Here is a 14,139-nt window from a genome sequence, read left to right on the forward strand (position 1 = left end):
CGGACCGCTCAGGCGGTGCTCAGGCGGCGCGCAGCGCGCCGACGCGCTGGACGAGGCGGCGCAGCGGGGTGTCGCGCTGGACGGACACGCGGCCGCCGTCGGCGTCGAGGCCGAACAGCGGGAGCAGGTCCTGGCGCCCCTCGCGCTCGGCCATGAGCAGGATCGCGTCCCGGTCGTAGTCGGCGGCCAGGTCGGCAGCGGTGGTGACGTCGTCGTGGGCGACGGCGGCGTTGATCGCGTCGACGTACGACGCGTGCAGGGCGTTGAGATCGTCGATCAGGCGGGTCATCTGTGGTCCTCTTCTCGTGGTCGTCCTTCCAGTGTGGCCAGCGGATTGGATCGATCCAAGTCCTGGGCCGTGTGACCTTGGACGCCTCCGGCGGTGCGCGACTTGGACTCACCGTGCGCCTGCGCACAGACTCGCGGGGTCATGTCCTCCCCCGTCGCCTCCACGCCGCCCGCCACCGTGCACGAGGGGCACCTCCCCGGCTCGCCCGGCTACCGGCGCGTGGTGGTCGCGCTCTTCGCGGCCGGTCTGGCGACCTTCGAGCTGCTCTACAGCACGCAGGCGATCCTCCCCGCCCTGGCGAGCCGGTTCGACGTGTCCTCGACCGAGGCGACGCTGACCCTGTCGCTGGCCACGGTGTCGCTCGGGGTGGCGCTCCTGGTCGTGGGGCCGCTGTCGGACGTGGTCGGCCGGACCCGGCTCATCCACCTCTCCATGCTGCTCTCGACCCTGTGCGCGGTCGGCTGCGCGCTGGCACCGTCCTGGACCGCCCTCCTGGTGATGCGCTGCCTGATGGGCGCGGCCCTGGCCGGGCTGCCCGCGGTCGCGACGGCGTACCTCCGCGAAGAGCTGCACGCCTCGACGCACGCGCGGGCCGCCGGTCTCTACATCGGCGGCACGGCCCTCGGCGGGATGACCGGACGGCTCCTGACCGGCTACACCGCCGAGCTCGCCGGCTGGCGCTGGTCGCTCGCCGCCGCCGCCCTGCTGGCCGCTCTCTGCGCCCTCGTCGTACGACGCCTGCTGCCGCCCTCGCAGCGCTTCGTCGCGGCGCCCACCGGGGTGCGGGCGATGGCCGCGATGGCCCGCCGCGCGGTCGGCGACCGGGCGCTGGTCGGGCTCTACGTCATCGGCGGTTGCTCGGCCGGCGCCATGATCGGCATGCTCAATGTCGTCGGCTTCCGCCTCGAGGGGCCCGCGTTCGGTCTCGGCCTCGGCGCGGCGAGCCTGGTGTTCCTGGTCTACCCGCTGGGCAGCGTGAGCGCCGCCTCCTTCGGGCGGCTGGCCGACCGGTTCGGCCGCCGGGCGGTGCTGCCGATCGGTGCCGTGGTGGCGATCGCCGGCGCACTCCTGACGCTGTCCTCCTCGCTCGTGGTCGTCGTGGCCGGCCTGGCCCTGCTCGTCGTCGGCTTCTTCGCCGTGCACGGCATCGCCACCGGGTGGGTCCCGGCCCGGGCCCACGCGGGCGGCGTCAGCGCCGGGCAGGCCGCGTCGCTCTACACGGTCACCTACTACCTCGGGTCCTCCGTCTTCGGGAGCCTCAGCGCGCAGGCATGGACCGGGTCCGGCTGGCCCGGGGTCGTGGCCCTCACCGTGCTGCTGCTCGTGGTCACCGGCGCGCTCGCGCTGCGTCTGCGGGCGACCCGCTCACTGCTGGCCTGAGGCGGTCACGGTCCCGCCGGGTTGACCGCGGGCACCGGCGCTTGGCTCGGCCCCGAGGTCACTCCGGTGCCCCCCGGCCGCCGCACGGTCACGTCATCGCGCACATCGAAGGCCCATCCCTCGTCGCCTCGGGTCCCCACGACCAGGCCGCTCGCCGGCCAGCCGCCGTACGGCGTCAAGGACACGGCGCCGGACCCGCTCCACCGCAGGGTGGAGGCGCTGCGACGGAAGCCGGACGACGTGCAGAAGGCGATGGCCTCGTCACTGCGGGCGACGACCTGGCCACTGCGGTCGGCGACCTCGAGACACGCCCGCCCGAAGCCGTCCTCGACCCCGAGGCGGTAGACGGCCCGGGCCCGGTGCCTCCGGTCCGGCGCGGACGTCCACCTCCCCTCCCAGGAGTACTCCAACCCGCGAGCCAGGACGTGGTCGCGGCAGCGCTCGAACTGGGTCGGCTCCCACCCCCGATGCCGCGCCAGCTCCAGCACGGCGGTGTGCACGACCTCGAGGGCAAGTCGAGCCGCGTCCGTCGCGTCGAGCAACCCCGTCCCGGTCGTCAGGCCCACGAAGCCGTTCTCGCAGGGCAGGTCGTGCGGCTCCGCCGACCAGACCGTGACGGTCACCCCGCGGTTGCCGGGGTCGGCGACCTGCTCGCCCGGGGACAGCCGGAGTGTCGCCCGTGGCCCCTCGACACCCAGCTCGACCAAGGCCTCCGAGTAGAGCTCCGCCACCGACCTGCTCGAGCGCAGGAACGCATCCGTCAGCGGGTGTCCGCCCCCCTCCGTCCCCACCAAGCGGTCCGGGAAGCTGGTCTCGGGGTAGCAGGACACCGTCGCGAATCGAGCCACGGACCGCATGCTGTCAGCAGGCACCCTCATCGGGAAGCGATTCGTCCGAGGACAGCGCGGCGACCACCGCGCGCGGCGACGGGTTGGTGTGCGCGACCCCGTCGATGACCACCGTCGGCACGGTCTCGTCGCCGTCGTTGACGCTCCGGACGTACGCCGCCCCGTCCGGGTCGGCCCAGATGTCGACCCACACGGCGTCCGCGCCCCGCCGGCCGAGCACGAGCCGGAGCCGCTGGGTGAACGGGCAGCCCTTGCGCCAGTAGATGACGACCTTGCCCTCGGCGGCCGCACGCGCGCCCTCCGCGGCCGGGACGGAGACGGGCCTGTGACCGAGCATGTCCCCGAGTATGTGCGTCGTGCCCGCGGTCCGCCATGGACTTCTGCGTCGGGTCGTGGAAGCTCAGGGCACCCGACCGACCAGGGTGACCTCGGTGCCGAGGTTGTAGACCGCCACCCCGTCGCCGTCCCCGACGCAGTCGACGACTTGGCGCTCGCCCTCGTCGTCGTACGCCTCGGGATCGAAGGCGTCGCGATCGGAGAAGCCCCGCGGGCGACCCGCTCGCTGCTGACCTGAGGGCGCGAGGCTCCTGCGGGCCGCCGCGTGCACCGTCTCGCCGGGCCCCACCCTCATGCGAGGCCGGGAGCGCCACGTCCGTAGATCACGACGGGGACACCCCGGACCTCGGTCTCGCGCTCGACCTCGAGGCCGATCTTCTCGGCGACACGTCGCGACGCGGTGTTGGCCGGGTCGATGATGGCGACCACGCGCGTCTGGCCCAGCGACCCGGTCGCGAGCTCGAGGCAGGCCCGGGCCGCCTCGCTCGCGTATCCCCGGCGCTGCAGCGTCGTGACGGTGTGGTAGCCCACCTCAAGGACCAAGCGCCCCCCGACCGGCTGCCACGTGAGCCCGCAGTCGCCCACGAACTGACCGTCGTGGGTCTCGACGATCCAGAGTCCGTGGCCCTCCTCGGCGTAGCCGCGCCGGTTCCACCGGATCCACTCGAGCGCCTCGTCCCGGGTCTTGACCCGGGGGTAGTGGCGCATGACCTCGGGGTCGCCGAGCAGACCCGCCATCCGGTCGAGGTCCGCGTCGACCATCTCCCGGAAGCGGAGGCGTTCGGTGGGGGCCGGGATCACCCGGCGACGGTACCCAGTTCTGCCCGCGCCACGATGGAACTACCGGCGTGCGGCCACCTCGAGCCCCTGGCAGAGGTCGGCGACCTCCGCGTGGAAGGCGTCGAGGATGCGGTGCGGGTCCGGGATCACCGTGGTGTCGGTCTTGAAGCCGACCCGCACCGTCCCGGCGTACGTGAAGATGCAGGTGCCGAGCGTCTGGTCCGCCGACCCGGGGACCCAGCCGAGCAGGCTGGTGATCCGGGTGCCCGCGAGGTAGCGGGGCTCGCGAGGGCCGGGAACGTTGGTGGTGACGCCGCTGGCCTTGCCCGCGAAGAAGGTCACCAGGGCGCGGCTCAGACGCCGGCCCAGCCGGCCGATCCCCTGGATCATCGCGAAGGTGATCACCGGCTCCGGCGAGCGCTTGATCCGGTCCATCCGACGCTTGGTCTCGGCCAGCCTCCCGGCCGCGGTGGTCAGCCCGGAGGGAAGCAGGAGGACGACCAGTGCGAAGCGGTTGCCGAGCTCACGGGGCAGGGGCAGGTGCATCGGGCGCAGGTTGACCGGGACCATCGTCGGGATGTCGACGGTGGCCCCGCCGTGCTCGAGCTGGTAGCGCTCGAGGGCGCCGGCGAGCGCCGAGACCAGGACGTCGTTGACCGTGGCGTCCGAGGCCTTGGCGATGTCCTTGATCACCTGGAGGTCGATCGGGTCGGACCAGACCGCCCGCTTGTGCGATCCCGCGGCCCCGGCCAGGGGCGACGGGGGGTTGCGCGTCAGCAGCAGCTTGCTGAGGACACCGGCCCCACTGACCCCGGTACGGATCGCCGCGGCGACGCCCGAACGGACCCGGGCAGGGCGCAGGGCGCTCGTCACCTCGGGGGCGGCGCGGCGGGCGGCCTCGATGAGGTCGCCGACGCCGTGGTGCCGCGCGCCTCCCCCGTCCGAGCCGGTGTCGTCCGCGGCGGCCGTGGCGTCGGTCAGCGACAGCAGGACCTGGGTGAGCGCGATGCCGTCGGCCAGCGCGTGGTGCAGCCGGACGTAGATCGCGGACCCCTCGCTGAGTCCCTCGACGAGGTGGATGTCCCAGAGCGGACGATCACGCGGCAGCGGCGTGGCGAGGAAGCTGCCGACGTACTCCTGCAGGGCGGCGTCGTCCCCGGGGGCCGGGAGGCGCACCTCACGGACGTGGTCGGTGAAGTCGAAGTCGGGGACGTCGCGCCAGCGCGCCCTGGCCCAGCGGTGCCGGGGGACGGTGGGGCGCCGGGAGAACACCGGATAGGCATCGATGAGCCGGCGTTGCACCACGCGGTCGAACCTGGCCCGGTCGACCGGCCCATCGAGGAACATGACGCACTCGATGACCATCAGGTTCYGGACCCGGTCCATGTTTAGCCAGATGGCGTCGACGGGGTTGACGCGGTGCTCTCTCACCGCGCGAGCCTGTCACGAGCGGCAAGAACCCGGACGCCGAGGGCGAATCCATTGACCATCGCCATCTCGTGTCCTAACCTCAAGAGCGATTGTTAACAATCAACAGTTGAGGTGGAGCCATGACCGGAGAAGTCGTCGACGCGGGTGGTCTTCCGACCGCCGAGAGCCATCGAGTCCGACGCATGCACATGTCCGCCCGGCGAGACGTCCTCGGCATGAGCGTGCGGGAGGCCGACCTCGCCCTGCAGCTGGACGGCGGCGGAAAGGGCCTGCTCGACACCACGCACTTCGACACCGTGCGCTTCCCTCCCCCGGACTGGGCCGGGGAGACCATCGGGTCGGCCATGCAGGACGGGGCGAACGCCTACACCCCGTACCGGGGCAGCCCGAGGGTCCTCGAGACAGTCGCGGGCTCCGTGTCGCAGTTCCTCGGAACCGAGGTCGGAGAGCGCAACCTCCTCCTGACGCCCGGCACCCAGGGCGGCCTCTTCACGCTGCTGTCCGCGCTCGTGGACGAGGGCGATCTCGTGATGCTGGCGGATCCCGAGTACCTCTTCGTCGAGCGCATGCTCGCCTTCCTGGGCGCTCGGGTGGAGCGCATCCCGGTGCTGCACGACCGCGACGAGGCGACCCTCGACTTCGACGCCATCGAGCGGCTGCTCCCCCAGCAGCCGCGATTGCTGCTCTTCTCGCACCCGAGCAACCCCACCGGCGCGACCTACGGCGACGATGTCATCACCCGCGTCGCAGAGCTCGCGCAGCGCTCAGGCTTCCGGGTCCTCGTCGACGAGCTCTACTCGCGGCTGGTCTACGGCGATCGCCCCTTCAGCCATCTGGCCGCCAAGGCCGGGATGGCCGACCGGTGCATCACGATGCTCGGCCCGTCCAAGACCGAGTCCCTCAGTGGGTTCCGCCTCGGTGTGGTGGTCGCTCCTCCGGACGTGGTGGCGGCCGGCGAGCAGACGCTCGCCATCACGGCACTGCGCGCGCCCGCGTACGCCCAGCACCTCCTGACCCGCTGGCTGCGCGACGACCACGACTTCCTCGCGGAGCGGGTCAAGGACCTGCAGGCGCTGCGCGACATGACCGCGGACGCGTTGCGACAGGTGCCGGGGCTGCAGCTCCAGGTCCACGAAGGCACCGCCTACCTCTTCCCCGACGTGTCTGCTCTCGGGCGGACCGACCTGGAGGTCGCCGGCGCCCTGCGCCGGGAGGCCGGCGTGATCGTCTCGCCCGGCTACCAGTTCGGCGAGCGCGGCACCGGGCACTTCCGGGTCTGCTACGCCCGTGACGAGGTCGAGTGGGCCGCCGCCCTCGACCGGATGGTCGACTGCCTGCGGGGCCTGGCCCGGTGAGCGCACCAGGTCGGCGCGCGGTGCGCACCGACGCCGCCCCATCACCTGCCGGCCCGTACAGCCAGGCGATCGTGTCGGGGGGCATGGTGTTCCTGGCCGGGCAGACCCCTCGCACCCCGGACGGGGAGCGGCTCCTGGACCGCCCGCTCCCCGACCAGGTGCGACGGACCATGGACAACCTCCAGGCGGTGGCCGAGGCAGCCGGGTGTTCGCTCCACGACGCCGTCAAGGTCAACGTCTTCGTCCGCCCCGGCGTGGACATGTCGGTCGTGAACGCCATCTACGCCGAGTACTTCACCGACCCGCTCCCCGCGCGCACGACCACGGTCTCGGACCTGGCCGTCGGCGCGATCGAGGTGGACGCCATCCTGGCGCCGGCCGGTCCGTCGCCTCAGGGGGCCGGCGTACGGAGGTAGTGCCCGTAGAGCGCCTCGGCCATCGCGGCTCGGTCCGCGCTGCGGATCACCTCGGCCAGCTCGCGGTGGCGCTCCACCGCCTCCGGGAGCCCGATGTGCTGGTCCTCCATGGAGGAGCGCATGAGGGCGCCCATCTGACCGTCGAGCGTGGACCAGAGTCCGGCGAGCCGCTGCTTCTGGGAGACCTCGACGATGCAGCCGTGGTAGGCGGTGTCGAGGTCCACGACGGCAGCCAGGTCACCGGTCCGTGCGGCCTCCTCCATCGACTCGGTGACCCGGCACAGCTGGTCGGCGAGCGCGGTCAGCCGGTCCGACGGGATGGCTCGCATCGCTCCCTCCTCCAGGACGTAGCGGGCGTAGCAGGCATCCTCGATGTCTGCGTACGACATGCGCGTCACCACGCTGTGACGGCGAGGAGCGATGTCGACCAACCCCTCCGTGGACAGCTGGCGCAGCGCGACGCGGACGGTGCCGCGGCTCACCCCGAGCTCCTCGGCGAGGTTCGCCTCCACCAGGCGCGTCCCCGCGCCGAGCTCGTTGTTGAGGATCCGTCGGCGCAGCGTGTGGTGGACCGAGTCGGTCAGCGACAGGTGCACCAGACCCGGCGCGTCGGTGTCCACGGGGTTGCTCGTCACGGGTTCAACCCTAGGAGATCAGCCGTCAAGCCGGAGTGATGCATGGCATCGAGATGGAGATCGAACGCATCACGGGGCCCGCACAGCATCGGCATCAGACCCGGCCCGTGTCCGGGCAGTGGACTGCCGCCGTGCACGACGACACCGACGGTGACCCACCCGCGGCGGTAGCCGATGTTGTGGCGGACGTCGAGGTCCTCCACCGCGACGAGGTCACCGAGCAGGAGCTGCGGAGTCCAGGTCGTGAGGCTCTCCGCGTCGACCGTGAGGTCCACGTCCCACATGTCGGCCGGACGGCCGATGCCGTTGCCCACCACGCGGGAGGGCAGGCAGGCCCGCACCGGAAGGGCCACGCGGTCACCCACCTGGACCCCGAGAGGTGTGAGCAGGCGCGCGTCGGTGTTGAGCATCTGCACGCGCAGGGCGTGCAGGTCCGGAGACTGCGTGCCCTGCCCGATCGCTCGCACCATGACAGCGTCTCCCGGGGCCAGCCCAGCGAGCACGTCGTCGCCGAAGCCCACGATCACCCGGCCGGCCTCTCCGCGCTTGCCGATCACGCGCCCGACGGCTCCGGCCATGACCCCGTCTCGTACGACGGCCTCGTTGCCCAGGCAGGCGAAGCTCGTCAGGCCGTGTCGTGCTGCCTGGTCGGGGTGCACGAGGGTGACGCCGGGCGCAGCGTGGTCGGCGTCGTGGGCGAACACGCCGTCCCCCAGACGGACGCCGAGCACCACGCCGCAGTCCCCGACCGGGACGTAGGGCGCTCCGTCGGCGTCGATGAGGTAGGGGTGGTCGCCCATCTCGGGAGTCTCGACGTACCCGAGCAGGTTGACTCCTACCGGGGTCAGCACGCTGTTCACCTGGTCAGCTCCTCTGTTGCGAAGTACGTCGCGAGGTTGGCATCCGTGTCGGTCACGATGTCGAAGGCGTCGGCCGGACCGCTCAGGATGGTGGAGGGACCGGGTCCGTGACCGAACAGTCGGCAGTGGCCGGTGCTGATCACTCCGACGGTCACGAAGCCGGGGCGGAAGCCGCGACCGAATCGGTGGTCCTGGTCCTCCAGGACGACGAGGTCACCGATCCGCAGGTCCTCGAGGCCGAGGGAGAGGTCCTCGCCCTGTCCGGCGTAGGCACCCATGAGGTCGGTGTTGGCGAACTCCGACACCATGCCGGCGCCGGCACCGACCGCGGTGGCGGGTACCCGGGCGGCCACGGGCACCCGCAACCGCCCGTCGGGGAGGGTCTCCCAGCTCAGCGAGTCGGCGAGGTCGGGGTCGAGGTTCTTGACGGTCACGTCGGGGTGGTCGAGCAGCTTCAGCCCCTGCCCGCGGGCCGTGAGGAGCACCTGGTCGCCGGTGCACACGTCGCTCATGTCGTCGCCGTGCATGTCGACGAGCACGTAGGCGTGCTGGCCGATGACGCGGCCTACTGCGCCGGCCGCCGGACCGGACCGGACCGTGACCACGTTCCCGACGCACGCCAGGAACTGGAGCGCCATGTTCGCCCGTGCGTCCCGGTGCCGCACGGAGAGCCCTGGCTCGAGGTGGTCGCTGGCGTAGCCGGTCGCCGGGTCTCCGCAGTGCACGCCCAGGGTGACGCCGCCCATGCCGGGGAGCAGGAAGGGGGTGCCGTCGGCGTCGACCCGGTATCCGTTCCGGTCCCCCAGAGGGGGCCAGACCTCACCGGTGAGGGTCTGGGTGACCAGCCGGTCTCTGTTGGTTCGCACGCTCACCGTTCGTCTCACTTCCTAGGGTCGGCTTCCGAAACGGAAGCCGTGGCCGCGGATCGCGGGCGCGCTGACGCATCCGTTCCACACGTTCATGACCGGCTGGGACCGGACGGTGTCGGCGACGCCGTCGACGGTCTCGAGAAGACCGAGGACCGACTGGGTGAAGCGGCCGGTGTCGACGGGGCGGGTCAGCCGGCCGTCCTCGATCATGAAGCACGCGTCACGACTGACGCCCGTGATGGTGCTGGCGCTCTCGTCGACGAGGCGGGTGTACCAGAATCGTTCGACGTACACGCCGCGCTCGACACCGGCCACCAGCTCGGCCTCCGTCTGGTGGCCCGGCCGCATCACGACATTCGACGCCACCGGCGCCGGCACCTCCTCGCGGGCGATGTGCGCGTGGCCGGTGGAGGACCGACCGAGCATGGCGGCGGTCGCCAGGTCGGTCACCGGCTCACCCACCACGCCCCGGGTGAGGAGCGGCACCGTCTTCTTGACGGTGCCCTCGAAGTCGAACGGCATCGGCAGCCCGACGCCGGCCAGCGCGTCGTCCGCGACGGTGACCAGCTCGGAGGCACGTCGAGCTCCCGGCTCGCGCGCACACACGCCGACCCCGGCGGCGGCCAGCGAACCGGTGAACCCGAAGTCGCCCAGGAACCCGACCAGCTCCCCCGCCGCCTCGGGCCCCAGCACGACCGTGAACTCACCGTCGGGCATCGGCACGCGACCACGACTGGCGACGGCCCGCCGCACCGCGGACTCGATGTTGTCACCGGTCTCCAGGGCGTCGGCCGACCGGTGCAGGTCGATCCAGTGCGCGGTGCCGTCGTCGACGGTCACCGTCAGGGCGCCGCTGGCCTCGGTCGCCCGCGCGTGCTGGAGCACGCCGGCGCTGTTGCCGACCGCGACCTGGGTGATGGCGCGGCCGAACATGCCGGTGCTGCGACCGTCGACGGCCCGGGCGGCCGTCATGGCCCGGCCGGCGAGGTCGACCCRCGAGCCCGCGTCGAAGGCCAGGGTGTCCTCGTGCCAGAGGTGGAGGTCCGGCACGGCCTCGGGCTCGGCGAGCAGCGTGTGTCCCGAGCCGGTGGCCGCCTTCGCACGCTGGGCGGCCAGCCGACCGGCCAGCCGGGCCGTGTCGCCGATCCGCGCGATGCTGCTGGTGGACGCTCGCGCCGCGTGCCCGTCGACGACGGCCTTGATGCTGACCGTGAGCTCGGTGATGTCCTGCGGCTGGTGGATGCGGTCCCCGGCGAAGCGGGTGTACTCAGCGGTCCGGCTCAGCAGGGTGACCTCGACGGCGTCGGCGGGGCAGCTCGTGAGAGCGGCGCTGACCGTCTCCAGGGCCCGCTCGGCGGTCAGGGCTGACGTGAACGTGGTGTCGTCGCGCATCTCAGGCCACCCCTATCCTCAGGTCACGAACAAGCATGGGTGCGGCGGCATGGCTCAGGAAGCCCCACTGCTTGGGCTCGCCCTTGCCGCAGGGGTACCCGAAGATCCGGAGCTCCTCAGGTCCGGCGACGGCTTCGACCGAGCCCCAGAACTCGGGGGTGATGCCGCCGTAGGAGAAGTTCTTCAGCAGTCGGCCGCGTCGACCGTTGCGCACCTCGTAGGCGACCTCCGCGCCGAACTGGAAGTTCCAGCGGCGGTTGTCGATGGACCAGCTCCGGTTGTCGTCGATGTAGTAGCCGTCGCCCATGCGCTCGAGCAGCTCCTCCGTGGTCCCCTCGCCCGGCTCCAGGTAGACGTGGGTGGCGAAGCACACCGGCAGGTACGCCCATCCGTCGGATCGCGCCGCGCCCGTGAGCTGCTGGCCGCTGCGTGCGGAGGAGTCCCGGTTCGACAGGGTGGCGCGCACCACCCCCTCCTCGACCAGCCGTACGCGCTGGGCCGCCGTTCCTTCGTCGTCGAAGGCGAAGCTGCCGCGGGTCCCGGGCATCGTGGGGTCGGAGGTGATGTTCACCGCGGACGACCCGTACTGCAGCGTGCCGATGTCGCCCGGCTGGATGAACGAGGTCCCGGCGAAGTTCGCCTCGTCGCCGAGGATCCGGTCGAGCTCGAGGGCATGCCCGGCGGACTCGTGGATCTGCAGCGACACCTGCTGCGCGCCGATGACCACGTCGGCGGTCCCCGACGGGGCGGCGGGCGCGCTGAGCAGCTCCACCGCCTCCTCGCCGACCCGTGTGGCGTGGTCCGCCAGCCCGAGCGTCGCGACGTACTCCCAGCCGGCGCCGGCGGTGTTGCCGTGGAAGGAGTTCGGGTAGCTGCGTCGCTGGACGTCGTGCTCGTCGGCGGCGTTGACCATCAGGCCGGCGCCGGTCTCCACGAAGTGCTGGTGCTGCCTGGATCCCTCCGTGCTGGAGAAGTGCCTGTGCTGCCTCTTGGCGTTGATGACCGCCTGTCCCGACACCACCTTCGCGGGCCTGCCTGCATTGGCCAGCATCATCTCGAGGAGCTCCTGACGCTCCTGCGCCGGGACCGCGAACGGGTCCTGCTCGACCACCGTCTCGTAGCGGCCGCTGAGCCCGGGGCGCTCGGGCATCGTCACCGGGGCGGTGGTGCCGAACGACGCGCGGGCGGTCGCCATCGCCTGGCGGGCCGCAGCGGCCGGATCACCGTTCCCCACCAGCGGTCGCGACGCGAAGCCCCAGCACCCGTCGACCAGCGCCCGGACACCGATGCCGAGGTTGTGCTCGACCCTTTCGTCGGCGTCCGCACCGAGCTGGGCGTAGAGCCGCATCTCCTCGCACTCGATGAGCCGTACGTCGGCGTACTGGACGCCGCCGAGCTCGGCCAGTGCCTCCTCCATCAGCGCGGCGGCGTCGGCGTCGGCGGCCATCGAGCCCCACGCGTGGGCGCTCAACGAGCCGCACCGTCGAGGGGGAAGTCCACCCAGGCGCGGTCGGCGAAGGACTTCTCGAACGCGTTGATGGTCTCCTGGACCAGGGCGCCCTGCCCGAAGTCCCCCTGGTTGGCATCCGAGCCGGACAGGATCTCCGTGGCGAAGTCGGAGCAGAGCTTGGAGTAGAAGAGGAAGTCCCAGTCCTCCCGCGAGGTGCCGCCCTCGGGGAAGAACTCCTCCGGGATCTCCCGCTCGACGAACTCGACCTCGTCCTTGGTCGCGGTCCTGATCGTCTGGCAGATGCCGCACTCCTCGACCAGCCGCACGATGATGGCCCCCTCGGAACCGAAGATGCGGGCCTCGATGCCCGGGAAGTTCCCCACGGTCACGTAGGAGGACTGGATCGAGGCGATCACGTCGTTGTCGAACTCGCACACCCACATGTCGCCGTCGTCGATGTTGAGGCGCTGCAGGTCTCCGGTGCTCGCAACGACGCGCTTCGGCACGAAGTTGCGCATCGTGCCGACCACCGAGGACAGCTGGCCACCGACCCAGTCGTGCATGATGTCGATGATGGGCGCGCCGTACCCCTCGATGGACGAGGTGGCAATCGTGGCCGGGTCGGCGTTCGGGTCGACCTGCCGCATGGGGGTCTGGGGGTCGATCCACTGGCTGTTCTGCTCGTAGCCGTTGAAGATGTACGGCGTACCCACGAAGCCGGCGTCGATGAGGTGCCTGGCGTACTGCACGGCCGGGGCGTACCGGAAGGTGAAGCCGAGCTTCGTCTTCAGTCCGTGCTGCCGGGCCAGGTCGGACAGCCGCTGGGTCTCGTGGAAGTCATGGTGGACAGGCTTCTCGCACAAGACGTGCTTGCCTGYCCGGAGCGCCGCCTCGGAGACCTCGAAGTGCGCCTGGTTGGCCGTCGCCACGTCGATCACGTCGATCGAGTCGTCGGTGAGCAGCTCGCGGTAGTCGGCGACCAGCCGGTCGACACCGAACGTCCGGCCGGCCTCAGCGAGGATCGCGGGGTCGGTGTCGCTCAGGGCCACCACCTCGACCCGGGGGTCACGCTGCCATCCGGGGATGTGGGCGCGCTGCGCCCAGCGGCCTGCGCCGACCACGGCCACGCGGAGCTTGTCGTTCGTCATTTGGATTTCCTTTCGAGGGGGATTCAGAGCCGTACTCGCGGATCGATCGCCGCGTAGGCGAGGTCGACGACGAGGTTCATGAGGACGATGAAGAACGCGGCGAACAGGACGGCGCCGGTGATCATCGGGATGTCGAGGGTGCCGATGGCGTCGAAGGTGAGCTTGCCGACGCCGGGCAGGCCGAAGACCGTCTCGATGACGACCACGCCTCCGAGGAAGTAGCCCAGGTCCATGCCCAGGAGGGTCAGCAGCGGCGTGAGCACGTTGCGCAAGGCGTGGCGACGGATGATCGCGGCCTCGGACAGGCCCTTGGCCCGCGCCATCTGGATGTACGGCGAGCGCAGGACCTCGAGCATCGTGGTCCTGGTGAGCCGGGCGTACCAGGCGGCGCCACCGACACCCAGGGCGAACGTCGGCAGGATCAGGTAGTCGATCGCCGGCGTGCCCCACCCGCTGAGCGGGAAGAGGTTGCCCTTGAAGGCCAGGTAGTACAGCAGGAGCAGTCCCAGCCAGAACGGGGGTGCCGACAGGCCGAGCAGCGCTCCGAGCATGGTGACCCGGTCCATGACGCCACGGGGGCGCAGCGCAGCGATGATCCCGATCGGCACGCCGAGCAGGACCTCCCACAGCACGGCGCCGAGCGCGACCATCGCGCTGACCGGGAGCGCTGCGATCAGCTGGTCGGCGACCGGCGTGTTCTGCTGCGCGAAGCTGGTGCCGAGGTCTCCGTGGAGCAGGTCGCCCAGGTAGTCGAGGTACTGCTTCAGCAGGGGTTCGTCCAGGCCGAGCTGGTGATGGATGGAGGCGACGGCCTCCGGTGACGCGTTGGCGCCCGCGATGAGCCGGGCGGGGTCACCCGGGACCACGTGCGTCATGAAGAACGCCATGGTGATGACGCCGAGCAGCACCAGCAAGGTCTGCGGGATCCTTCGGAGCAGGTAACGGCCCAT

The 14,139-nt window shown here is 71.5% G+C and carries 16 protein-coding genes; 3 read left to right on the forward strand and 13 right to left on the reverse strand.

From position 1 onward, the window contains the following. Positions 1-19: 19 nt before the first annotated feature. Positions 20-289 carry a hypothetical protein gene (locus AC1DQF_RS06865; protein WP_477524466.1) on the reverse strand — a complete coding sequence of 90 codons (270 nt, stop codon included), beginning with the start codon at positions 287-289 and terminating at the stop codon, positions 20-22. A 141-nt stretch (positions 290-430) separates the two neighbouring features. Here AC1DQF_RS06865 and AC1DQF_RS06870 point away from each other — a divergent pair, with 141 nt between their 5' ends. Then, on the forward strand, positions 431-1,669 hold the full coding sequence (locus tag AC1DQF_RS06870) for an MFS transporter (protein ID WP_477524467.1): 1,239 nt from the start codon (positions 431-433) through the stop codon (positions 1,667-1,669). A 5-nt stretch (positions 1,670-1,674) separates the two neighbouring features. Here the strand turns inward: AC1DQF_RS06870 and AC1DQF_RS06875 are convergent, their stop codons facing one another. The 5 genes from AC1DQF_RS06875 to AC1DQF_RS06895 all read right to left on the reverse strand — a co-directional run bounded on the left by AC1DQF_RS06875 (position 1,675) and on the right by AC1DQF_RS06895 (position 5,064). Next, the gene (locus tag AC1DQF_RS06875) at positions 1,675-2,517 is read right to left on the reverse strand and encodes a hypothetical protein (RefSeq protein WP_477524468.1); all 843 of its coding nucleotides are present in this window, start codon (positions 2,515-2,517) and stop codon (positions 1,675-1,677) included. A 13-nt stretch (positions 2,518-2,530) separates the two neighbouring features. Continuing rightward, on the reverse strand, positions 2,531-2,854 hold the full coding sequence (locus AC1DQF_RS06880; protein WP_477524469.1) for a glutaredoxin domain-containing protein: 324 nt from the start codon (positions 2,852-2,854) through the stop codon (positions 2,531-2,533). Positions 2,855-2,917: 63 nt separating this feature from the next. Beyond that, positions 2,918-3,148 carry a hypothetical protein gene (locus AC1DQF_RS06885; RefSeq protein ID WP_477524470.1) on the reverse strand — a complete coding sequence of 77 codons (231 nt, stop codon included), beginning with the start codon at positions 3,146-3,148 and terminating at the stop codon, positions 2,918-2,920. Continuing rightward, complete coding sequence (locus AC1DQF_RS06890) at positions 3,145-3,654, reverse strand: GNAT family N-acetyltransferase (protein ID WP_477524471.1); 510 nt, start codon at positions 3,652-3,654, stop codon at positions 3,145-3,147. Before AC1DQF_RS06890 ends, AC1DQF_RS06885 begins: the two co-directional genes overlap by 4 nt. Before the next feature lie 39 nt (positions 3,655-3,693). Beyond that, entirely contained in the window at positions 3,694-5,064 is a 1,371-nt protein-coding gene (locus AC1DQF_RS06895) for a wax ester/triacylglycerol synthase family O-acyltransferase (RefSeq protein ID WP_477524472.1), read from the reverse strand. A 119-nt stretch (positions 5,065-5,183) separates the two neighbouring features. Here AC1DQF_RS06895 and AC1DQF_RS06900 point away from each other — a divergent pair, with 119 nt between their 5' ends. Both AC1DQF_RS06900 and AC1DQF_RS06905 read left to right on the forward strand, forming a co-directional pair. Continuing rightward, positions 5,184-6,419, forward strand: coding sequence for an aminotransferase class I/II-fold pyridoxal phosphate-dependent enzyme (locus AC1DQF_RS06900; RefSeq protein WP_477524473.1), 1,236 nt, complete (start codon positions 5,184-5,186; stop codon positions 6,417-6,419). Continuing rightward, positions 6,416-6,835 carry a Rid family hydrolase gene (locus tag AC1DQF_RS06905; RefSeq protein ID WP_477524474.1) on the forward strand — a complete coding sequence of 140 codons (420 nt, stop codon included), beginning with the start codon at positions 6,416-6,418 and terminating at the stop codon, positions 6,833-6,835. Before AC1DQF_RS06900 ends, AC1DQF_RS06905 begins: the two co-directional genes overlap by 4 nt. On the opposite strand, the gene AC1DQF_RS06910 is transcribed toward AC1DQF_RS06905, so the two are convergent. The 7 genes from AC1DQF_RS06910 to AC1DQF_RS06940 are packed head-to-tail and all read right to left on the reverse strand — an operon-like array spanning position 6,811 to position 14,139. Next, the gene (locus tag AC1DQF_RS06910; protein ID WP_477524475.1) at positions 6,811-7,470 is read right to left on the reverse strand and encodes a GntR family transcriptional regulator; all 660 of its coding nucleotides are present in this window, start codon (positions 7,468-7,470) and stop codon (positions 6,811-6,813) included. The genes AC1DQF_RS06905 and AC1DQF_RS06910 overlap by 25 nt on opposite strands. Next, positions 7,467-8,330, reverse strand: coding sequence for a DUF4438 family protein (locus tag AC1DQF_RS06915; protein ID WP_477524476.1), 864 nt, complete (start codon positions 8,328-8,330; stop codon positions 7,467-7,469). Before AC1DQF_RS06915 ends, AC1DQF_RS06910 begins: the two co-directional genes overlap by 4 nt. Continuing rightward, on the reverse strand, positions 8,327-9,196 hold the full coding sequence (locus tag AC1DQF_RS06920; RefSeq protein ID WP_477524478.1) for a DUF4438 family protein: 870 nt from the start codon (positions 9,194-9,196) through the stop codon (positions 8,327-8,329). Before AC1DQF_RS06920 ends, AC1DQF_RS06915 begins: the two co-directional genes overlap by 4 nt. A gap of 21 nt (positions 9,197-9,217) precedes the next feature. After that, on the reverse strand, positions 9,218-10,591 hold the full coding sequence (locus AC1DQF_RS06925) for a TldD/PmbA family protein (protein WP_477524479.1): 1,374 nt from the start codon (positions 10,589-10,591) through the stop codon (positions 9,218-9,220). Position 10,592: 1 nt separating this feature from the next. Further along, positions 10,593-12,062 (reverse strand): TldD/PmbA family protein, encoded by a 1,470-nt coding sequence (locus AC1DQF_RS06930; protein WP_477524480.1) that lies wholly within the window; start codon positions 12,060-12,062, stop codon positions 10,593-10,595. Beyond that, positions 12,059-13,189 carry a Gfo/Idh/MocA family protein gene (locus tag AC1DQF_RS06935; RefSeq protein WP_477524481.1) on the reverse strand — a complete coding sequence of 377 codons (1,131 nt, stop codon included), beginning with the start codon at positions 13,187-13,189 and terminating at the stop codon, positions 12,059-12,061. The genes AC1DQF_RS06930 and AC1DQF_RS06935 overlap by 4 nt, the downstream gene beginning before the upstream one ends. A 23-nt stretch (positions 13,190-13,212) precedes the next feature. Continuing rightward, on the reverse strand, positions 13,213-14,139 hold the full coding sequence (locus tag AC1DQF_RS06940) for an ABC transporter permease (protein ID WP_477524482.1): 927 nt from the start codon (positions 14,137-14,139) through the stop codon (positions 13,213-13,215).

The organism is Nocardioides sp. P4_G4 (assembly GCF_056401085.1).